This window comes from Methylobacterium sp. D48H (genome assembly GCF_053345715.1).
This window is the reverse complement of sequence record NZ_JBKFAP010000001.1, coordinates 865438-885373: the sequence shown is the minus strand read 5'-3', so window position 1 is coordinate 885373 and position 19936 is coordinate 865438. Positions and strand designations below refer to the sequence as shown.

The following is a 19936-nucleotide window of genomic DNA, read 5'->3' as shown; positions in this document are numbered from 1 at the left end:
GTCACAGGAGGGCGCGGCGCAGGTCCGACAGGACCGAGGCCACGTGGCCGAGGAAGCGGGCGGCGGCGACGCCGTCCACGACGCGGTGGTCCCAGGACAGGCTGAGCGGCAGGATCAGGCGCGGTTGGAAGGCCTTGCCGTCCCAGACCGCCTCGGTGCGCGAGCGCGCCGCGCCCAGGATCGCGACCTCGGGGGCGTTGATGATCGGCGTGAAGCCGTCGCCGCCGATGCCGCCGAGCGACGAGACCGAGAAGCAGCCGCCCTGCATGTCGGAACCCGGAAGTGTCCCGGACCGGGCCTTCTCGGCCATCGCGGCCATCTCGGTGGCGATCTCGATGAGGCCCTTGCGGTCGCAGTCGCGCACCACCGGCACCATCAGGCCCTTCGGCGTGTCCACCGCGAAGCCGACATGAACGTAGTCCTTCAGGACGAGGTCGCCGCCCTCGAGCGAGGAGTTGAAGCGCGGATAGGCGCGCAGCGCCGAGGCCGCCGCCTTGATCAGGAAGGCCACCATGGTGACCCGGGCGGGCGGCGTGCGCGTCTCCGTGTTGAGGCCGACCCGGAACGACTCGATCTCGGTGACGTCGGCCCGGTCGAAGTTGGTCACGTGCGGGATCGTCAGCCAGTTGCGGCTGAGATTGGCCCCTGAAAGGCTCTGGATGCGCGACAGCGGCTCGCGCCGCACCGGCCCGTACTTGGCGAAGTCGACCTCCGGCCAGGGCGGCAGGCCGGCGCCGATGCCGGACGCGGCGGCGGGCGCCTGGGCCGGCGCGTTGAGGGCCGCCTTGACGAAGGCGTGCACGTCCTCGCGCAGGATCCGCCCCTTCGGCCCGGTGGCGGCGACGCGGTCGAGCCCGACGCCCAGCTCGCGGGCGAGCTGGCGGACCGACGGGCTGGCATGCACGTCGCCGCTTGTCGCCTGGATCGGGGCGGCCCGCATCGGCTCCGGCGAGGCGCGACCGGCTCCCTCTCCCGTGCGGGCGAGGGCTGGGGTGAGGGGGATGCCGTCTCCGGACAACCCGGATCCCTCACCCTGTCCCTCTCCCGCACGGGCGCGGGGACCCGCGCCCTGTCCGGAAGCCGACGGCGCTGCGGCCGCGGCAGGCGGTGCCGCCGCGGTCTCGACCCCGCCGCCCTCGGCAGGCTCCACCGTCAGGATCGGCGTGCCCTCGGACACTTTCGACCCCACCGACACCAGCAACTCGCGCACGATGCCGGCGACCGGGGAGGGGACCTCCATGGTGGCCTTGTCGGACTCGATGCTGAGGATCAGGTCGTCCACAGCGAGGCGGTCGCCGGGCTTCACCAGAAGCTCGATGACCGGCACGTCCCGGTAGTCGCCGATATCCGGGAGGGCGATCTGCAGCGCGGCGCTCATGCGGTCGGATGTCCGTGGCTCGGGCGTTCGGAAAAGGGGTGGGGGGCGGCGCCCCGTGACCGGGCGCCCGGCCTCAGATCGTCCAGGGCGCGGGCGCGTCCGCCGCGATGCCGTAGCGGCGGATCGCGTCCGCCACCGTCGCGCGCGGCACCGTGCCGGCCTCGGCCAGGGCGTGCAGGGCGGCGATGACCACGTGCTGCCGGTCGACCTCGAAGAACCGGCGGAGCGCGTTGCGGGTGTCGCTGCGCCCGAACCCGTCGGTGCCGAGGGTGACGAAGCGCGCGCCGACATAGGAGGCGATCAGCTGCGGGTAGGCCCGGACGTAGTCGCTCGCCGCGACGATGGGCGCCGTGCCCGGCAGCAGCGCCGCCACGTGGCTGACCGGCGCCTCGGCTTCCGGGTTGAGCATCGCCTGTCGCTCGGCCTCGCGGGCATCGCGGGCCAGCTCGCTGAAGCTCGTCACGCTGAACACCTCGGCCGCGACGCCGAAATCCTGCGCGAGCAGCGTCGCCGCCGCGATCACCTCCGGCAGGATCGCCCCGGAGCCGAGGAGCCGCACGGCGCCGCTTCCCGCCTCCGGCCCCGACAGGCGGTACATGCCCTTCAGGATCCCGGCCTCCGCCCCCTGCGGCATGGACGGCTGGGCGTAGTTCTCGTTCATCGCCGTGAGGTAGTAGAAGGCGTCCTCGCCTTCCTCCATCATCGCCCGGGCGCCCCGGTCGACGATCACCGCCATCTCGTACGCGAAGGCCGGATCGTAGGCCCGGCAGTTCGGGATCGCGGCTGCCTGCATGTGGCTCGACCCGTCCTGGTGCTGCAGGCCCTCGCCGCCCAGCGTCGTGCGGCCCGCCGTGGCGCCGATCAGGAAGCCGCGGGCCCGCTGGTCGGCCGCCGCCCAGATCAGGTCGCCGACCCGCTGGAAGCCGAACATCGAGTAGTAGATGTAGAACGGCAGCATCGACAGGCCGTGGACGCTGTAGGACGTGGCCGCCGCCGTCCAGGACGAGATCGCCCCGGCCTCGGTGATGCCCTCCTCGAGGAGCTGCCCGTCCCGGGCCTCGCGGTAGTAGAGCATGGAGCCGGCATCCTCCGGCTCGTAGAGCTGCCCCTGCGGCGCGTAGATCCCGACCTGCCGGAACAGGTTGGCCATGCCGAAGGTCCGCGCCTCGTCGGCGACGATCGGCACGATACGCGGCCCGAGATCCTTGTGCTTCAGGAGGTTGCCGAACAGGCGCACCACCGCGGTGGTGGTCGACATCTCCTTGCCGCCCGCCTCGAGGGCGAAGCCCGCGTAGGTGGAGAGCTCCGGAACCGGGACCGTCGGCGCCGTGCGGCGGCGGGCCGGCAGGACGCCGCCGAGCATCTCGCGCCGCTCGCGCAGGTAGCGCATCTCGGCGCCGTCCTCGGCCGGCTTGTAGAAGGCGAGGCCCTCCACCTGCGCGTCCGACAGCGGCAGGGCGAAGCGGTCGCGGAAGGCGCGCAGCGCGTCGACGTCGAGCTTCTTGGCCTGGTGGGCGGTCATGCGCGACTCGCCCGCGCCGCCCATGCCGTAGCCCTTCTTGGTCTTGGCCAGGATCACCGTCGGCCGGCCCTTGGTGGCCTTGGCGGCCGCGAATGCCGCGTAGAGCTTGCGGAAGTCGTGGCCGCCGCGCTTCAGCCGGTCAACGTCGGCGTCCGACATGTGGGCGACGAGCTCGCGCACCTCTGGATCCTCGCCGAAGAAGTGCGCGAGGTTGTATGCGCCGTCCTTGGCACCGAGCGTCTGGTACTTGCCGTCCACCGTCTCGGCGAAGCGGCGCAGCAGGGCGTGGTTGGTGTCGCGGGCGAAGATCCCGTCCCACTCCGAGCCCCACAGCACCTTGATGACGTTCCAGCCGGCGCCGCGGAACAGGCTCTCCAACTCCTGGATGATCTGGCCGTTGCCGCGCACCGGTCCGTCGAGCCGCTGCAGGTTGCAGTTGATGACGAAGGTCAGGTTGTCGAGATTCTCGCGCGCGGCGAGCGCCAGGCCGCCGATCGACTCGGGCTCGTCCATCTCGCCGTCGCCGAACACGCCCCAGACGTGCCGCCCGGTCGTGTCGGCGAGGCCCCGGTCGCCGAGGTAGCGCATGAACCGGGCCTGGTAGACCGCGTGGATCGGGCCGATGCCCATGGAGCCGGTGGGGACCTGCCAGAAATCCGGCATCAGCCAGGGATGCGGGTAGGAGCAGAGCCCGTCGCCGGCGATCTCCTGGCGGTAATGCTTCAGCTGCTCCTCGGACAGCCGGCCCTCGAGGAAGGCCCGCGCGTAGACGCCCGGCGCGGAGTGCGGCTGGAAATAGACGAGGTCGCCGTCCGTGCCGCCCTTGAAGAAGTGATTGAAGCCGACCTCGAACAGCTCCGCAGCCGAGGCGTAGCTCGCCACGTGGCCGCCGAGCTCGCCGTAGGCCATGTTGGCACGCACCACCATGGCCAGCGCGTTCCAGCGCATGATCGAGGTCAGGCGCTCCTCGATGTCGAGGTCGCCGGGGTAGCGCGGCTGCTTCTCCAGCGCGATCGTGTTCCGGTAGGGCGAGTAGGGCAGGGCCTCGTCGAGGATGCCGATCTCCTTCGAGCGCCGCTCCAGGCGATCGAGGATGAAGCGCGCCCGGGCCGCACCCTCGGTGCGGAAGACGGATTCCAGCGCGGCGAGCCAGTCCTGGGTCTCGGCCGGATCGTGATCCACCTCGGCGGACCGCGCGATCGTGGCTTTCGGCGGTATGGCGTTCATCGGCGCGGCCTCCCTGGTCGGCGCGATCATACGAGGATCGCGGCGGCGGGACATGCCGGATATTTGCCGCTATGCCGGGGTTCGCGGATTGATATTCCCTGATACGGGCTGTAGGCGGCAAAACATGCCGCATCCTGCCCCTCAGGCCGCGCACGCGGCTCTAGACCGGAGACCGATCGCATGCCCGCCCGACCGGCTGCCCTCGACGCCGCGAGCCTGCGCATCCTCGAGTGCCTGCAGCAGGACAGCGAGATCAGCATCGCGGATCTCGCGGAGCGAGTCGGCCTGTCGACGTCGCCGTGCTGGCGACGCGTCAACGACCTGAAGGAGGCGGGGGTGATCCGCGGCTGCGTGGCGGTGGTCGACCCGCTGAGCCTCGGGCTCGCGGTCAACGTCTTCGTCCACGTCTCGCTGGAGAAGCAGACCCAGGCCGCGCTCCAGGCCTTCGACGAGGCGGTGCGCAGCCGCCCGGAGGTGATGGAGTGCTACCTGATGAGCGGCGAGGCCGACTACATGCTGCGCGTCGTGGTCGAAGATCTGGGCCAGTACCAGAAGCTCGTCCTCGACCACCTCACACGGATCCCCGGCGTGGCCAACATCCGCTCGAGCTTCGCCCTGGGGCAGGTGAAGTACACGACCGCGCTGCCGCTCGGTCACCTGACCCGCTGAGCCGGATTGATACAGCGAGGAGTCCCGATGCGGGCTTGGTCGGCCGGGACGGGTTCCGCCTGAAACCCTCGGGCGATGTCCTCTCCGCCGTCACGAGCAACGCGTGGTGACTCAGGACCGCGCGACCTCAGTCGTCGCGCCGACGGGATCGCTTCGCTGCGCGCGCAGGGACGGTGCTGTGGGGATCTGCCTGACGGCGCGGAAGGCCGGGACGGCCGCGTCGCGCCTGCGAGGAATGGTGGAGCCTAACGGGATCGAACCGATGACCTCTTCCATGCCATGGAAGCGCTCTCCCAGCTGAGCTAAGGCCCCATATTTTTAGAACGCTGTCCGCGTCCCCGACAGGGCCGCGTCGCGCGAGGGTGGGATGGTGGAGCCTAACGGGATCGAACCGATGACCTCTTCCATGCCATGGAAGCGCTCTCCCAGCTGAGCTAAGGCCCCACTTTTTACATCCACCGCGGTTTGGGTATCGCGGGGTCTCGCCGGTCCGGGTCGCGGTCGGCGAGGCCGGTTCTATAGGCGGCTCGCATCGCGGACTCAACCCCCTTTTTCGCTGCCGCCGGGGGTTTTTGGTCGGGAGAGACGGAGGCCGCCTCAGCCCTCCTCGTCGTTCTCGATATCGCCGTCGATCAGGTCGGAGACGTCGTCGTCGCCAGAATCCTCTTCCTCCAGGAAGGTATCGTCGTCGGAGGATTCCCCGTCCTCGACCGAGTCGTCCTCGGGCGTCGGATCCGCGTCGTCCTCGGCGGCCTCGACCTCGTCGAGGGAGACCATCTCCGGGCCCTTCTCGTCCGTCTCGTCCTCATCGTCGGAGTTGGCCGGGCCCCGCGACAGCGCCGGGGGGGCCGCACGGCTGGAGGTGGCCACCGCCTGATAGACCGCGCCGCATTTCGGGCAGACCGCGGGATCGCGGGCGAGGTCGTAGAACTTCGCGCCGCAGCTCATGCACTGGCGCTTCAAGCCAAGTTCCGGTCGGGCCACGGGCGGACACCTCGTCGTCAGTACTGTCTCGGGAGAGGCGCCCCGTTAGTCGCGGTGAAAGCGCCTGTCAATCGAGCCCGCGCAGGGCGTTTCGGGCGGCGCGCCCCCGCGTGCGGCGGCCGGGATCGGCGCGGGCAGCGGATGGATGACGGCGGGCGGTGCCCGTGTTAACGGCGCGGCGATTTCACCGTCCGATTGCAGCGCCGCGGCAGGGCCGCGCGACGCGCCGGATCCAGGCCCACGTCTCAGAGCCCGAACGGACGTCCCGTGTCGCACGATTCGACCCCCCAGCCCCTCACCGCCGCGCCGGGCGCCCCGCTGCGCGGACGCCTGCGCCCGCCCGGCGACAAGTCGATCTCGCACCGGTCGATGATCCTCGGCCTGCTCAGCCAGGGCGAGACGCGGGTCGAAGGCCTGCTGGAGGGCGACGACGTCCTGCGCACCGCCGCCGCCGCGAAGGCGCTCGGGGCACGGGTCGAGCGCCTCGGGGCCGGGAGCTGGCGGGTCCGGGGCGTCGGGATCGGCGGCCTCGGCGACCCGGCCGAGGTTCTCGATTTCGGCAATGCCGGCACCGGTTCGCGGCTGATGATGGGCGTGGTCGGCGGGCAGCCGGTGACCGCGACCTTCGACGGCGACGCCTCCCTGCGCTCGCGGCCGATGCGCCGCATCCTCGACCCGCTCACCCGGATGGGCACGCAGGTCCTGGCCGAGGCCGAGGGCGGCCGCGTGCCCCTGACCCTGCGGGGTCCCAGGGAGGCGATCCCGATCACCTACGAGACCCCGGCGGCCTCCGCGCAGATCAAGTCGGCGGTCCTGCTCGCCGGCCTCAACGCCCCCGGCGTCACGACCGTGATCGAGGCGGCTGCGACCCGCGACCACACCGAGCGGATGCTGCGCCTGTTCGGCGCCGCGGTCAGCGTCGAGCCGCACGGTCCGGGCGGCCACGGCCGCAAGGTCGCGCTGACGGGCCAGCCGACCCTGCGCGGCACCGACGTGGTGGTGCCGGCCGACCCGTCCTCGGCGGCGTTCCCGCTGGTGGCGGCGCTGATCGTGCCCGGCTCCGACGTGGTGATCGAGGGCGTGATGATGAACCCGCTGCGCATCGGGCTGATCACGACGCTCCTGGAGATGGGCGCGCAGATCGAGCGCGTGGCCGAGCGGGAGGAGGGCGGCGAGACCGTAGCCGACCTGCGCGTGCGCGCGAGCCGCCTGACCGGCGTCGACGTTCCGGCCGAGCGGGCGCCCGCGATGATCGACGAGTACCCGGTGCTGGCGGTGGCGGCGAGCTTCGCCGAGGGCCGGACCCGGATGAACGGCCTGCACGAGCTGCGGGTGAAGGAATCGGACCGCCTCGCGGCCGTGGCGGCCGGGCTCGCCGCCAACGGCGTCCGCCACGCGGTCGAGGGCGACGACCTCGTGGTCGAGGGCGACGGCACCGCGGCGCCGGGCGGCGGGACGGTGGCGACCCACCTCGACCACCGCATCGCCATGGCGTTCCTGGTGATGGGGCTCGCGGCGCGGAACCCGGTCACGGTGGATGACGGCGCGATGATCGCCACGAGCTTCCCGAGCTTCCTTCCGACCATGCAGGCCCTCGGCGGCCAGATCGGGGCGTGACCGACATGCCGCTCGTCATCGCGATCGACGGACCGGCCGCGTCCGGCAAGGGTACCCTCGCCAAGCGTCTGGCCGACCATTACGGCCTGCCGCATCTCGACACCGGGCTCCTCTACCGGGCGGTGGCGCTCGCCCTGATCGATGCCGGCCTGTCGCTGGACGATGCCGCCGCCGCGGCGCGGGCGGCCCAGGCCCTCGACGCCGGTCGGCTCGACGATCCGCGCCTGCGCGAGCGGGCGATGGGCGAGGCGGCCTCCCGCGTCTCGTCGGTGCCGGAGGTCCGCGCCGGACTGCTCGCGTGGCAGCGCCGCTTCGCCGCCGACCCGCAGGGGGCGGTGCTCGACGGGCGCGACATCGGCACGGTCGTGTGCCCCGAGGCCGCGGTGAAGCTGTTCATCACCGCCTCGTCCGAGGAGCGTGCCCGCCGTCGCCACCGCGAGCTGGCCGGCCGCGGCGAGGCGGCGACCTTCGCGGCGATCCTGGCCGACATCGAGGCCCGCGACGCCCGGGACGCGTCGCGCAGCGCCGCGCCCCTGCGCATGGCCGAGGACGCGGTCCGGCTCGACACCACCGAGCTCGACGCGGACGCGGCCTTCGACGAGGCCCGGGACATCGTGGAGCGGACCCGCGGCGACGCGGCCTGAGGGTTGTCCACCTCCGTCGTGTTGACCCCCCGGTCCCGCTCACCTATTGCGGACGCGCCGTCCCCGACGGGCCGCCGCGCGGCCCGGGACGCGAGCGCGTAGCTCAGCTGGTAGAGCAACGGACTTTTAATCTGTAGGTCCTGGGTTCGAGTCCCAGCGCGCTCACCACATTCTCGATTCTCACTTTTGACATCCGGCGCGGTCGGCGCCCTGCCCACATGAAAATCGGAACCCCTGGTTGCGCTTTGGGTTGGGGTCCCAACGCAACTGCGAAGGAGTCACCGATGCGCAAGCTCGCTCTCATCTCCGCCGTCACCCTGTCCCTCGGCGCGCTCGGCGCCACCGGCGCCCAGGCGCAGGGTTATGGCTACGGCTACGGCGGCCACCACGGCTACGGCTACGGCCGCGGCTACGATCGCGGCTACGGCCACCGGCGCGATTTCGGCTACCGCCGTCACCGCGGCCTGTCGACCGGGGCCGCCATCGGTCTCGGCATCGCGGGCGCGGCCGCCGGCGCCGCCGCGGCGGGCGCCTTCGACCGGGGCCCGGGCTATTACGGCCGCGGTTACTGAGCCGCCGCGCACCTGAGGGAGCAGAGCCCCGCCGCCACCGCGGCGGGGCTCTCGCTTTTAGAAGCGGCCGGGTTCAGCGCAGCCAGCGCCGGATCCGCTCCCGGAGCGTCGGGCGGACGGCCCGCCGCGCGCGCGACGCCGCGAAGCGATCGATGCGGATCCGGTCGTTCGGAACCTGCCCCAGGAACCGCTCGGCGATCTCGAAGACGACGATGTCGGGCCGGACATCCTCGACGTAGGCCCAGTCGATGTTCGCCGACCAGATCGCGTGCACCTCGGCGAAGGTCTCCGCCAGCATCGCCGTGAGCCGGGCGCCCGGGCTGTAGATGTAGGAATCGCCGAACAGCACCACGCGGCGCCGATCTGGCGCTTCCGGGTTCCTCAGGACGACGCGGGATCCGACGAACAGTCCGCGCGGCCGCACCGCCCGGCCGGATTCCCGCACGGCCACCAGGGCGTTCGCGTCGATCCGAGCCGCGCGGCGCGCGAAATCGTAGGCGACATACGCCTCGTCGACCGGCGGGACGAGCTTCTCGCCGAGGTCGAAGGTGAAGCGCTCGGTCGCGCCGGTCCCCGCGAAGACGTGCGCCGCCACCGGCGCGTCCAGGGCCTCGCAGAGCGCGCGGTACGCCGTCAGGTAGCCGCGGTAGGTCCAATGCGTGTCCGTCCGCAGGTAGACGGGCTCCTCGGCCCGCGCCGCCAGCAGCGGTGCCTGCAGGTCGACCATCGGGGCCCCGCTGTCCCCGGCGACCAGCCGGGCGAGCCGAACCCCGGGCGGATCGTCGAGCCCCGGGAAGGGGCGGCCGAGCAGGTCCGGATAGATCGCGAGCTTGTCGGGGACGACGGTGTGCACGTGCCGGATCCCGAGGTCGTCGAGGCGCCGCGCGCGCCGCCCGATGAGCCGCGTCCAGCGCTTCAGGATCCGCCGCGAGGTCGCGGTGTCGCCGTAGAAGGCTTCGACCTCGCGGGCGCGTCCGACCCAGTACAGCCAGCCATCGTGTCCGACGGCCACGCCGTTGCCGCTCGTCTTCAAAGCTTCCGGCCTCCCGCCGCCCGCGACAATCCCGTCGATGACGCTGGGCTCCCGCCTCGACGGATCCGCGCGGGATTGCAACCCCTTCGTCCCCGGGAGAGGCGGGAACGCGCCGGCGGCGTTCCCGGCGCGCCGTCGCTTTCGCCGGCGTATCCGCGCCGCGGTGAAACTTTATGGCCGCGCCGCGGGTACTCCCGTCAGGCGCATCACACGGCGCGGCGTTGCGAAGAAGGGTCGACCCATGTCCGCGCTTGTCACGTTCGTCGGCTGCGGCCTGGTCCTGTCCGGGTTCGCGGCCGAGAAGTTCGCCGAGCGTCGCTGGCTCGCGGCAAGCCGGCCCGCACCCCTCGACACCCTCGCGGTCCTGGCGCTGGCGCTGCCGGCCGTCGGGCTCACGCTGATGGCGACGCTCGCGGTCTGAGCCCGCAGGGTCGACCTCTCACACGGCCTCGCCGCAGAACAGGACGCCGACCGTCCGCTCCTTCCGCCAGACGAGCTGGACCGCGTAGCGCATCTCGGCGCTCGCCAGCACGAGGTCGAACACGTCCTCCAGCAGCACCGCCTGCGAACCCAGGAACTCCAGCATCGCGCCGCGATCGGAGATGTTCATGACCTGGCAGGGATAGCGCGCGCCGTCCCGTTGCTGGGCGAAGGCCAGCAGGGCGGTGGGTCTCCGCTCGGTCGCCCGGCGTTCCGCGACGGCGGCAGGGGTGCTGGCGTTGCGGGACACGGCCGAAGTTCCTGCCCTGGTCGGCCGGTATGGCGCGATATCAGTAAAAATGCGCCGGATTCGCTAACATGTTATTGATGATCGACATCCGAGCGTCAGAATAGAGAGTCGCGCTCTGTCTATCGGACCGGTCTCCGGTAATCACCGCCGGTCTCGTCTCGGCGGCCCTTCGCCGGCCTTGATGAACCGGCCGATCAGGAGGCCGAGCGGGATCGACACCAGGAACCAATTGCGCAGGAATCGCAGGGCGGTCATCGGCTCGCTCCCATGGCGCGGCGGGTGCCGCATCCGCGGGCGCCCATGGCCGGCGTCGCCGATGCGATGCTGTAACCTATCTGGTCCCGCGGGCGGGTTCTGCCAGTGCGATCCTGGGCGAGGCCGCGCCGAGAGGATATCCGGAGACGATCATGCGCATCCGCCCCGGCACCGCCCTGATGGCGTGCTTCGCGATCGGCGTTCCGACGGTCGCGGCCGCCGAGGCGCCCGGACAGCCGCCGCGCGCCGCGCCGGCGACGGATCCGGCGTCCGCACCGCAGCCGTGGCCGCCGAATTTCTCCCGCAGCGTGCAGGGGACCGGGGTGATGGGCCTCGATGGCGGCCACGTCTTCCTCTGGAACCGGCCCCAAGGCTTCGATCCGGTCTCGACGCTGCGGGTCGACCGGCACGTGCCGGAGGGGTCGGGCGAGGCCACCCACACCTACAAGGCGCTCTGGGCGCTCGGATCCACCGGCCCGCACAATGCCGGCTACGAGTGGACGATCACGGGCGAGCTGCACAACCGCGCCCTCGCGAGCACCGGCGCGCAGAACGTCGCGGTCAACGGCACGATCTTCAAGGAGCCCAACGGGCTGGGGCCGGTCGGGCCCTCCTGGGCCGGCAATTTCAACTGTGTCGACATGACCGACGAGGCCGATCCGGTCGCCTCCTGCATCGGCGCCGAGATCGACGTCTCGGCGCAGTCGCCGACCACCGACCGCAACCGCCAGCGGGTCGGACTGCAGATCTCCACCGGCGGCGTTCCGGGCGCCCATACCGGCTACGGGATCCTGATGGGCAACCTCACCGGCTCCATCACCGACCGGGCGATCTCGTTCCAGGGGGAGGGGACCTACGGCATCGGCATCGACGCCGCCGCCGCGCGCTTCACCGGCGTCCCGATGCTGCTCGCGGCCGGGCAGGCGATCGGGCTCGACGGCAACCGCGAGGGCGGCTTCTCCCGCAGGCTCGGCTTCGACGGGCGCGATCTGGTCTACGGCACGGCGGCCGGGCCGGTCATGCGCGTGAGCGACAACGGGCAGATCGAGGCCGCTTCCCTCCGCGAGAGCCTGCCGCGACCGCCCGCGAGCAGCCGCGCGCCCTGCACCCCCGGCGACCACGCCTGGGACGAGGCCTACGAGTACCGCTGCGTCGCGCCCGACCGCTGGAAGCGCGCGGTGCTCAGCGACTGGTGAGCGCCGCCGCCGGCCGTCAGCGGTCCAGGATGCGCACCACCGCGCGGGTGTCGGGATCGACGACCACGATCTTGTCGCCCGGCGCCACGAAGTAGCCGAAGCGGCGCAGGCGCGGATTGGGGGCCTCCGTGAAGGGCGCGAGCCGCACGTCGGGCGGCACGATGCTGCCGGGCCGCAGCGGGATCGATCCGACGATCGGGCCCGGACCCACCGGCCGGCGCACGATGTAGTCGCGCACCACGACGTCGTCGTCGGGGCCGAACTCGTCGGGCGTGACGATCACCGCCTGCGCGAGGGCAGAGCCGGTGAACAGCGCGGCGAATCCGAGGGCTGCGGCGAGGCTGGCGCGGGTCGACATGGCGGACTCCCGTGGGGCCCCGGCGGAGTGCCCGGGCCGCCGGAAACATCGGGGTCGGCGTTCGGGTTCCCGGACGGGCCGGTCAGCGGCCGATCTGCCCGGCCTCCGCGAGGGGAACCGGCGACCAGCGGGTCAGCTGGACGTACCCGTCGAGGGCCGCCACCACGACGTGGCGGCGGTGGCGATGCACCACCGCTCCGGGCGTGTGCGCGTGGCGCTCCTGCCACCCCTGCGCCTCCGCCACGTAGACCCGGGCATCGCCGAGCCGCGCGATCGTCTCGACCGTGCCGAAGGCCCGCACCCGGCGCAGGACCGTCTCGACGTCCTGCCGGAAGTCGAGCGTCCGGTCGGCGTCGGTCGCGCGCGGCCAGTAGGAGCCGTCGCCCTGCGGCTCGGAGCGCCGCCAGCGGTTGGGCAGGTCGCGGCCGAGGGGGCCCGCGGCGAGGCGGCGCGCCGCCATCTGGCACTTGGCGAGCAGCGTCTCGTGGCTCTCGCGGGGGCTCAGGGCGAAGATCTCCTGCGCCAGGATATCGCCGGTGTCGAACCCGTCGGCGAGCACGTGCGCGGTGACGCCCCAGGTCTCGTAGCGGTCGAGGACCGCCCGGAACAGCGGGTAGGGGCCGCGGCCCGTCGGGAGCGGGGAGGGGTGGAAGTTGAGGCCGTAGGCGGCGCGGCCCTTCCAGCCCTTGATGAGCCAGGGGTAGCCCGCGACCACGAGTGCCCAGTCGCGCCCGTGCTCGGCCTGCAGCGCCTCGATGTCCCGCTCGCGGATCCGGGAGAGCTGGATCGGCAGCCTCAGGGACCGGGCGCGGGCGACGACGACCTCGTTGTGGTCGTAGACCCCGTCGCAGGGGCGCGTGAACAGTTTCACCGGCGTCCAGCCGGCGTCCAGCAGACCCTCGAAGACCCCGCCGAGGAAGTCGATGCCGGCGAACGCGAACTTCATGTTTGCCGCCTGCGACCTTGTGCACGTGGAGGGCGCGGGTCCGCCGCCTGCCCGGCCGCGTCCCCGGGCCTACCTTGATTGGGCCGGCGGCGGTGGCAAGGGGGAACGGCGTGGTTCGGGTGATCTTCGACGGCGGGACAGGAGGGTTCGGCCGCGCCGCGGATGGCGGCCGCTCCGCCCCGGACGGGAGGGTCTAGGCATGGCCGGGAAACGCCGCGCCGCGCCGTCCGGAACCCTGCGCTTCGTCCTCGGCGATCAGCTGACCCGCCGAGTGTCGAGTCTCGTCGACCTCGACGCCGAGCGCGACGTCGTCCTGATCGTCGAGGTCCGCGACGAGGCGACGTATGTCCGCCACCACAAGCAGAAGATCGCCTTCCTGTTCGCCGCCATGCGCCACTTCGCGGCCGAGCTGGAGGCGGAGGGCATCACAGTCGCGTACGTGCGCCTGACCGACGCTGGCAACACCGGCAGCTTCACCGGCGAGGTGGAGCGCGCCGTGGCGCGCCACCGGCCGGAGCGGGTCGTGGTGACCGAGCCGGGCGAGTGGCGCGTCTGGGAGATGATGCAGGACTGGCGCGAGACCCTGGCGATCCCGGTCGAGATCCGTGCCGACAACCGCTTCCTGTGCCCGCGGGAGGATTTCGCCCGCTGGGCGGAGGGCCGGCATCACCTGCGGATGGAGACCTTCTACCGGGGCATGCGGCGCCGGACCGGCCTCCTGATGGACGACGGCGAGCCCGCGGGCGGCCGCTGGAACTACGACCCCGAGAACCGCAAGCGCCTGCCCAGGGGGCATCGTCCGCCGGACCGGATCGGTTTCCAGCCCGATTCCGTCACGCGCGCGGTCATCGCCCTCGTGGAGGCCGAGTTCAGAGACCATTTCGGTGATCTCACCGGCTTCTCCTGGCCGGTGACCCGGGCCGACGCCCTCGCGGCGCTCCGGCACTTCCTGGCCGACGCCCTGCCGACCTTCGGCGACTATCAGGACGCGATGAAGACCGGCGCGCCGTTCTTGTACCACGCGCTCCTGTCGCCCGCCCTCAACGCCGGGCTGCTCACCGCCGAGGAGGTGTGCTGGGCCGCCGAGCGCGCCTACCGCGACGGCGCGGCGCCGCTCCACTGCGTCGAGGGCTTCATCCGGCAGATCCTCGGCTGGCGGGAATACGTGCGCGGCCTCTACTGGGCCCGGATGCCCGCCTACCGCGACAGCAACGCCCTCGGCGCGGGTCGCGACCTGCCGTGGTTCTACTGGTCCGGCGAGACGGCGCTGAACTGCGTCGCGCAGGTCGTCGCCGAGACGCGCGCCCACGCCTACGCCCACCACATCCAGCGCCTGATGGTGACCGGCAACTTCGCCCTCATCGCCGGCCTCGACCCGGCTCAGGTTGAGGAATGGTACCTGATCGTGTTCGCGGACGCCTACGAGTGGGTCGAGCTGCCCAACGTCCACGGCATGGTGCTGTGGGCCGACGGCGGCGTCATGGGCTCCAAGCCCTACGCGGCCTCGGGCGCCTATATCGACAGGATGTCCGATTACTGCGCGTCCTGCGCGTACGACGTGAAGGTCAAGGCCGGGCCGGAGGCGTGCCCGTTCAACTATCTCTACTGGAACTTCCTCATCGAGAACGAGGACCGGCTGGCGGGCAATCAGCGGATGGCCATGCCGTACCGGACGCTCCGCGGGCTGGGCGACAGGCGCCGCGCCGAGATCCGCCGCGACGCGGCCGCGTTCCTCGACGCCCTCGAAGCCCGGCCGGTCGCCGATCAGAGGGGCGACCAGACGGACAGGCTCAGGTAGGGGCAGGCGCGGCCCCGGCCGCTCTCGGACTGGAGGCCCGCCGACGCGCGGAAGCTGTACCGGCCGAGGGCGAAGTCGGTCCCGTGCAGGCCGAGGCTCCACTTCGCGTAGCCGGTCCCGTCCGTGTAGAGGGCGGCCTCGGGACCGAGATAGGTCTCCCAGAGCCGGTAGCCCCAGGCGAGGCGCGCCCACAGGCTGTCGCGGGCCGACCCCGCGACGGCGCTCGCCTGGAGCAGCGTCGCCTCGCTCGGGCGTGCCCAGACCTCGCCGTGGAGCCGGAGCCCGAATCGCGTCGGCAGGGCGTCGAAGAGCGGCCCCGCGATCAGCATCTCCCGCGCGATCTCGGGCCCGGCAAAGGCCGCGACCGCGCCCCAGTCGAAGACCCACTGGTACCCGGCCAGGGCGGCGGCGGCGACCGTGTAGCGCGTGCGGGGGCCGTCCGGACCGGACTCCGCGCGCCGCCCGCCACCGACGCTCGCGAGCGCGGTGAACCCGTCCTGCGCGAGGGAGGTGAGGCCGGCCTTCGCCCCGATTGTCAGGAAGGTGTCGCCGCCGGCGTCGAGGCTGCCGAACAGCAGCGTGTCGATCTCGCTGCCGCCGGCGGGGTGCGAGACGGCCGCCTGTCCCGCGAGCAGAACCGCGAGAACGGGCGCACGTCCAGCGATCTTCGGGCGAGGGCGCTGGTTCGGCACAGTCGAGCCTCCGACGTCTGCGGAGAACGGTAGTAGAAAATTAACCGCGTTTCATCGCGATCCGCTCGCGATCCCCCGGAATTGCCGGATTCGCACGCCGATCTTCGGGTCGCAGGGACGACGTTGCCTCAGAAAGGTCCGTCGGTGCGCGAACTGTGCTTGCCGGGACTTCGAGGGCCGTCCGCCGCGCGTCCGCCCGCGGGACGCCATCGCGCTGTCGCGAATCTGCCGTGCTTGGCGTGCCAGATGTTCTCGGCTAGAGCCCCCGCGGGAAAGCGAAGGTTGGCAGATCCTTGACCTCCGGTGCACGAACGTCGGACGTCCTCACCGTGCTGGCGAGCCAGGAGGGCGAGCGCCTCACCGTGGGCGACATCGTCGCGGTCCTGCGGGACCGTGCCTTCGCGCTGCTCGTGGTCCTGCTCGGGCTGCCGAACTGCCTGCCCATGCCGCCGCCGATCCCGCTGATCTGCGGCCTGCTCCTGCTCCTCGTGGCGATCCAGATCGCCGCCGGGATGTCGGCGCCGTGGCTGCCGCGGATGCTCCTCGGCCGCTCGATCGCCCTGACGGATGTCCGGCGCGCCGTCACCCGCGCGGTGCCGATCCTGCGCCGCCTGGAGCGCTGGTCGCGCCCCCGCGTCAGTGTGTTCGAGACCGCGCTCGGCATGCGCGGCATGGGGATCGTCCTGCTCGCCCTGGCGCTGGCGCTGATCGTGGCCGCGCCCATCGTCGGGCAGATCCCGCTGGGTCTCGCCGTCTGCCTGGTCGGGCTCGGTCTCGTCGAGCGCGACGGTCTGGTCGTGCTGGGCGGTCTCGTGATCGGGATGTTCGGCGTCGCCATCAACGCCGGCTTCGCCTACGCGGTGATCGCCGGGATCATCGGCCTGCTGAACCTCTGAGGGCGCGCCTCAGAGGCGGTAACGGATCTGATCGGTCCAGAAGCGCTCCAGGCGGGTGAGGGCCTGGTTCAGGCGAATGAAATCCTCCTCCGAGATCCCGCCGATCGGCGTGATCGTCCGGGCATGCTTGTCGTAGAGCCCCTGGATGATCTCGTGGACCTGGCGGCCCTTGTCGGTCAGGCTGATCCGGACGGAGCGCCGGTCGGTCTTCGAGCGGGCGTGGTGGAGATAGCCGGCCTCGACAAGCTTCTTCACGTTGTACGAGACGTTGGAGCCCAGGTAGTAGCCCTTGGTCCGCAGCTCGCTCGCGGTCAGCTCCTTGTCGCCGATGTTGTACAGGAGCAGCGCCTGGACGCTGTTGACGTCCTCGCGGCCGCGGCGCTCGAACTCGTCCTTGATCACGTCGAGCAGCCGGCGATGCAGCCGCTCCACGAGGTGCAGCGCCTCGAGGTAGGAGCCCTTGGTCGAGGCGGCTTCCTCGGGAGCCTCGATCTGCGCGACTCGGGCGTTCTGGGTCTTCATCTCTGCCTCGCCATCCGATGATCCGGCACCCGTTGGATGCGGCGCCGTTGATGATGGCTAAGCTAGGGCTCGGGAATGAAAGGCGATTTAAGCGACAGGATGAATTCGCGATTTACTCTTCGCGGTAAAGACAAACTGAATGAAGACAAGAACGGTTCGTTCACCGTGCTTCCTGCGCGGCCAGCCAGGACAGCAGGAAGTACAACGTCACAACACAGCCTCCGAATACGAGCAGCGGCACCGATAACGGCAAGAGTTGCGGTGTCAGGACAGCGAGCGTCATCGCCGACGTGACGGCGAGCAACCAGATCACGCCGCCCCAGGCGCTCGTCAGCCACAATCCGATCGCCGCCGCGGCGTCGATCACCGCGAAGTAGACGATCGCGGATTGGCGGCCGAACGGCTCGGCCTCGAAGGGGCGCACGCCCGGCAGGACGTCGAGGATGGTCGCCCAGGCGAAGACGCTCTTCAGCAGCCAGACGAGGGCCGTGAGCCGCATGAACCAGATCAGCACTGTGTCCCACGTGCCGGACGCGGGGCCCTGGGCCCGCTCGATGCGGTCGCTCGGGATGCCGCCCGGCCGCGGCGTCCTGCGCCGGATCGGAAAGTAGCTGGGCACTATCGAGCGCTCGCGGATGGTGGGGGCCGGTTCATGGCGAAGGGCCGGGATCCTGATCGATCGGGCGGGGGTCGCCGGGTTGAAGCGGTTCCGCCGTCCGGCGTCAACGGTCGGGTTTCGTTGCGCCGGCCCGGTGTGGTAGTCGATCGCCTCCGGCGCACGGGCGCCGCGCGATCCGCGGCGTGGTCCGCGCGAACGGTAGCGAAGCCGCATGTCAGACACCCTGCCAGAGCCGCGCCCTCTCGCCGTGGAGGCCGCCCGCGAGGGCGCCCGCGTGGAGGGTCTGAAGATCACCCAGCGCCCGCGCCGGAACCGGAAGGCCGACTGGTCACGCCGCCTCGTCCGCGAGCACACTCTGACGGTCGACGACCTGATCTGGCCGATGTTCGTGATCGACGGCGAGGGCCGCCGCGAGCCGGTCGCCTCGATGCCGGGCGTCGAGCGCCTCTCGGTGGACGAGGTCGTCCGCGACGCGGAGCGCGCCGCGAAGCTCGGCATCCCGGCGGTGTCGTTCTTCCCCTACACGGAGGTGTCGCTGCGCGACCCGACTGGCTCGGAGGCGCTGAACGCCAACAACCTCGTCTGCCGGGCGGTCCGCGCCGTGAAGCGGGCCGTGCCCGAGATCGGGATCATGACCGACGTGGCGCTCGATCCCTACACGAGCCACGGCCACGACGGCCTGATGCGGGACGGCGCGATCCTCAACGACGAGACGGTCGCGGTCCTCGTCGAGCAGAGCCTGATCCAGGCCGAGGCCGGGACAGACATCATCGCGCCCTCCGACATGATGGACGGGCGCGTCGGCGCGATCCGCGCGGGCCTCGACAAGGCCGGCTTCCTCGACGTGCAGATCATGGCCTACGCGGCGAAATACGCCAGCGCCTTCTACGGGCCGTTCCGGGACGCGATCGGCACCAAGGCGGCGCTGGTCGGCGACAAGCGCACCTACCAGATGGATCCCGGTAACTCGGCCGAGGCCCTGCGCGAGGTCCGGCTCGACCTCGACGAGGGCGCGGATTCGGTGATGGTGAAGCCGGGCCTGCCCTATCTCGACATCATCCGCCGGGTGCGGGACGAGTTCCAGGTGCCGACCTTCGCCTACCAGGTGTCGGGCGAGTACGCGATGATCGAGGCGGCCGCCCGCAACGGCTGGCTCGACGGCGACCGCGCGATGGTCGAGGCGCTCCTCGCCTTCAAGCGGGCCGGCGCCGACGGCGTCCTCACCTATCACGCGCCGCGGGTCGCGGAGCGCCTGCGCAATCATCCGTGAAGCGCGGGCACCGCTGGCTCCTCGGGGCCGCGGTCGTGGTCGGCTTCCTCGGGGGGCTCGTCGCCTGCCAGGACACCCTGCGCCGGGATCGCGTCGCCACCTGCCGCCGGGCGCTCCCGGCGGTCGCGCCGCAGGACGGGATCCGGCTCCTGCGCGCGGCGCCGGGGCCGTCGGCGAATTCGGTGCGCGTCGACTACGCCGACGGGAACCGGCAGCACTGGCTGACCTGCCGCTTCGATGCCGGCACGACCCTGGTCGCCCTCGCCACCGAGGCCAGCACCCTGTCGGGCCCGTCCCTCTACATGCTCAAGCGCTTCTACCTCGACACGCCCGACGCCGCGGCCGGAGACCCGGCCGGGCGCTGAGGCGCGCCCACGCCCGCGTCTCCTCGCGGATCCCCTTGCGGCCTCCGCGACGCGCACCCACCTTCACGTCCGCAGCCTCGCTTGCAGGACGCGACACCATGCAGAACCCACAACCCGGATACGCGCAGCGCTTCGAAGCGCCCGGCTACGCCACCGCGTTGCCGATCCCGTTCGTGCGGGCGAGCCTGGGTGGCCGGACGGTCGCCTATCTCCTCGACATCCTGTTCATCTTCGGCTTCACGGCCCTGCTGACCCTCGCGATCACCGTGATCGGGGTGGTCACCTTCGGCCTCGGCTGGACGCTGTTCGCGGTCCTTCCGGCGAGCGGCATCATCTACAGCGCGATCACGGTGGGCGGGCCGAAGCAGAGCACGATCGGCCAGCGGATGATGGGCCTGCGGACCGTCGCGCCCGAGAGCGGCGCGCGGGTCGACGTCATCACGGCCGCGGTCCACGCGCTGCTGTTCTACGTGGCGATCTCGACCTTCCTGCTCTGGTGCGTCGACATCGCGTTCGGGCTCATGCGCTCCGACCGCCGCCTCGGGCACGACCTGCTCCTCGGCCTCGCCGTCGTCCACGCGCGCTGAGCCGCGATTCCCCTGATGAAAATCTGACGGTGCGACCGGCCGGGCCATTGAGCCCC

General features: G+C 71.6%; 21 protein-coding genes and 3 tRNA genes. 12 read left to right on the top strand and 12 right to left on the bottom strand.

The window, feature by feature from the left end; all coding sequences use genetic code 11:
• Window position 1: 1 nt before the first annotated feature.
• Window positions 2-1378 (bottom strand): 2-oxo acid dehydrogenase subunit E2, encoded by a 1377-nt coding sequence (locus ACLBX8_RS04370; protein WP_447714652.1) that lies wholly within the window; start codon window positions 1376-1378, stop codon window positions 2-4.
• A gap of 73 nt (window positions 1379-1451) precedes the next feature.
• Window positions 1452-4127: an alpha-ketoglutarate dehydrogenase gene (gene mdeB, locus ACLBX8_RS04365; RefSeq protein ID WP_447714651.1), complete on the bottom strand. Its 2676-nt coding sequence runs from the start codon at window positions 4125-4127 to the stop codon at window positions 1452-1454.
• Between the two features lie 180 nt (window positions 4128-4307).
• On the opposite strand from mdeB, the gene ACLBX8_RS04360 reads away from it, so the two are divergent.
• A complete protein-coding gene (locus ACLBX8_RS04360; protein WP_020092868.1) occupies window positions 4308-4796 on the top strand; it encodes an Lrp/AsnC family transcriptional regulator in 489 nt (162 codons plus the stop codon).
• A gap of 236 nt (window positions 4797-5032) precedes the next feature.
• On the opposite strand, the gene ACLBX8_RS04355 is transcribed toward ACLBX8_RS04360, so the two are convergent.
• The 3 genes from ACLBX8_RS04355 to ACLBX8_RS04345 all read right to left on the bottom strand — a co-directional run bounded on the left by ACLBX8_RS04355 (window position 5033) and on the right by ACLBX8_RS04345 (window position 5780).
• Window positions 5033-5108 (bottom strand) — tRNA-Ala (locus ACLBX8_RS04355).
• A 56-nt stretch (window positions 5109-5164) separates the two neighbouring features.
• Window positions 5165-5240: transfer RNA gene (locus tag ACLBX8_RS04350), tRNA-Ala, on the bottom strand.
• 153 nt (window positions 5241-5393) lie between these two features.
• On the bottom strand, window positions 5394-5780 hold the full coding sequence (locus tag ACLBX8_RS04345; protein ID WP_447698509.1) for a TIGR02300 family protein: 387 nt from the start codon (window positions 5778-5780) through the stop codon (window positions 5394-5396).
• 267 nt (window positions 5781-6047) lie between these two features.
• Here ACLBX8_RS04345 and aroA point away from each other — a divergent pair, with 267 nt between their 5' ends.
• From aroA to ACLBX8_RS04325, 4 genes are all read left to right on the top strand, one after another.
• Complete coding sequence (aroA, locus tag ACLBX8_RS04340; protein WP_447698510.1) at window positions 6048-7397, top strand: 3-phosphoshikimate 1-carboxyvinyltransferase; 1350 nt, start codon at window positions 6048-6050, stop codon at window positions 7395-7397.
• Between the two features lie 5 nt (window positions 7398-7402).
• The gene (gene cmk / locus ACLBX8_RS04335) at window positions 7403-8041 is read left to right on the top strand and encodes a (d)CMP kinase (RefSeq protein ID WP_051123743.1); all 639 of its coding nucleotides are present in this window, start codon (window positions 7403-7405) and stop codon (window positions 8039-8041) included.
• A 92-nt stretch (window positions 8042-8133) separates the two neighbouring features.
• A tRNA-Lys gene (locus ACLBX8_RS04330) sits at window positions 8134-8209 on the top strand.
• 116 nt (window positions 8210-8325) lie between these two features.
• A complete protein-coding gene (locus ACLBX8_RS04325) occupies window positions 8326-8613 on the top strand; it encodes a hypothetical protein (protein ID WP_012322505.1) in 288 nt (95 codons plus the stop codon).
• A 73-nt stretch (window positions 8614-8686) separates the two neighbouring features.
• On the opposite strand, the gene ACLBX8_RS04320 is transcribed toward ACLBX8_RS04325, so the two are convergent.
• Window positions 8687-9625, bottom strand: coding sequence for an alginate O-acetyltransferase AlgX-related protein (locus ACLBX8_RS04320; protein WP_447714650.1), 939 nt, complete (start codon window positions 9623-9625; stop codon window positions 8687-8689).
• 262 nt (window positions 9626-9887) lie between these two features.
• On the opposite strand from ACLBX8_RS04320, the gene ACLBX8_RS04315 reads away from it, so the two are divergent.
• The gene (locus ACLBX8_RS04315) at window positions 9888-10067 is read left to right on the top strand and encodes a hypothetical protein (protein ID WP_020092863.1); all 180 of its coding nucleotides are present in this window, start codon (window positions 9888-9890) and stop codon (window positions 10065-10067) included.
• 18 nt (window positions 10068-10085) lie between these two features.
• On the opposite strand, the gene ACLBX8_RS04310 is transcribed toward ACLBX8_RS04315, so the two are convergent.
• Complete coding sequence (locus tag ACLBX8_RS04310) at window positions 10086-10376, bottom strand: PilZ domain-containing protein (RefSeq protein ID WP_020092862.1); 291 nt, start codon at window positions 10374-10376, stop codon at window positions 10086-10088.
• 407 nt (window positions 10377-10783) lie between these two features.
• Here ACLBX8_RS04310 and ACLBX8_RS04305 point away from each other — a divergent pair, with 407 nt between their 5' ends.
• A complete protein-coding gene (locus ACLBX8_RS04305; protein ID WP_447698512.1) occupies window positions 10784-11827 on the top strand; it encodes a hypothetical protein in 1044 nt (347 codons plus the stop codon).
• A 16-nt stretch (window positions 11828-11843) separates the two neighbouring features.
• Here the strand turns inward: ACLBX8_RS04305 and ACLBX8_RS04300 are convergent, their stop codons facing one another.
• Both ACLBX8_RS04300 and ACLBX8_RS04295 read right to left on the bottom strand, forming a co-directional pair.
• Window positions 11844-12185 (bottom strand): hypothetical protein, encoded by a 342-nt coding sequence (locus ACLBX8_RS04300; RefSeq protein ID WP_020092859.1) that lies wholly within the window; start codon window positions 12183-12185, stop codon window positions 11844-11846.
• A gap of 82 nt (window positions 12186-12267) precedes the next feature.
• Window positions 12268-13131 carry a formyltransferase family protein gene (locus ACLBX8_RS04295; RefSeq protein ID WP_091681999.1) on the bottom strand — a complete coding sequence of 288 codons (864 nt, stop codon included), beginning with the start codon at window positions 13129-13131 and terminating at the stop codon, window positions 12268-12270.
• A 199-nt stretch (window positions 13132-13330) separates the two neighbouring features.
• Between ACLBX8_RS04295 and ACLBX8_RS04290 the strand changes: the two genes are divergently transcribed.
• Complete coding sequence (locus ACLBX8_RS04290) at window positions 13331-14929, top strand: cryptochrome/photolyase family protein (protein ID WP_447714649.1); 1599 nt, start codon at window positions 13331-13333, stop codon at window positions 14927-14929.
• Here the strand turns inward: ACLBX8_RS04290 and bcsS are convergent.
• Window positions 14896-15621 (bottom strand): cellulose biosynthesis protein BcsS, encoded by a 726-nt coding sequence (gene bcsS / locus ACLBX8_RS04285; RefSeq protein ID WP_447714648.1) that lies wholly within the window; start codon window positions 15619-15621, stop codon window positions 14896-14898. The genes ACLBX8_RS04290 and bcsS overlap by 34 nt on opposite strands.
• A 293-nt stretch (window positions 15622-15914) precedes the next feature.
• On the opposite strand from bcsS, the gene ACLBX8_RS04280 reads away from it, so the two are divergent.
• Window positions 15915-16517 carry an exopolysaccharide biosynthesis protein gene (locus ACLBX8_RS04280; protein ID WP_267965786.1) on the top strand — a complete coding sequence of 201 codons (603 nt, stop codon included), beginning with the start codon at window positions 15915-15917 and terminating at the stop codon, window positions 16515-16517.
• A gap of 9 nt (window positions 16518-16526) precedes the next feature.
• On the opposite strand, the gene ldtR is transcribed toward ACLBX8_RS04280, so the two are convergent.
• Window positions 16527-17039 carry a transcriptional regulator LdtR gene (gene ldtR / locus ACLBX8_RS04275; protein WP_056527383.1) on the bottom strand — a complete coding sequence of 171 codons (513 nt, stop codon included), beginning with the start codon at window positions 17037-17039 and terminating at the stop codon, window positions 16527-16529.
• Between the two features lie 160 nt (window positions 17040-17199).
• Window positions 17200-17658, bottom strand: coding sequence for a DUF6163 family protein (locus ACLBX8_RS04270; RefSeq protein ID WP_026604878.1), 459 nt, complete (start codon window positions 17656-17658; stop codon window positions 17200-17202).
• A 211-nt stretch (window positions 17659-17869) separates the two neighbouring features.
• Between ACLBX8_RS04270 and hemB the strand changes: the two genes are divergently transcribed.
• From hemB to ACLBX8_RS04255, 3 genes are all read left to right on the top strand, one after another.
• Entirely contained in the window at window positions 17870-18928 is a 1059-nt protein-coding gene (hemB, locus tag ACLBX8_RS04265) for a porphobilinogen synthase (RefSeq protein ID WP_447714647.1), read from the top strand.
• Complete coding sequence (locus ACLBX8_RS04260; protein ID WP_020092850.1) at window positions 18925-19293, top strand: hypothetical protein; 369 nt, start codon at window positions 18925-18927, stop codon at window positions 19291-19293. Before hemB ends, ACLBX8_RS04260 begins: the two co-directional genes overlap by 4 nt.
• Before the next feature lie 98 nt (window positions 19294-19391).
• Window positions 19392-19880: an RDD family protein gene (locus ACLBX8_RS04255; protein WP_042672022.1), complete on the top strand. Its 489-nt coding sequence runs from the start codon at window positions 19392-19394 to the stop codon at window positions 19878-19880.
• Window positions 19881-19936: the final 56 nt, after the last annotated feature.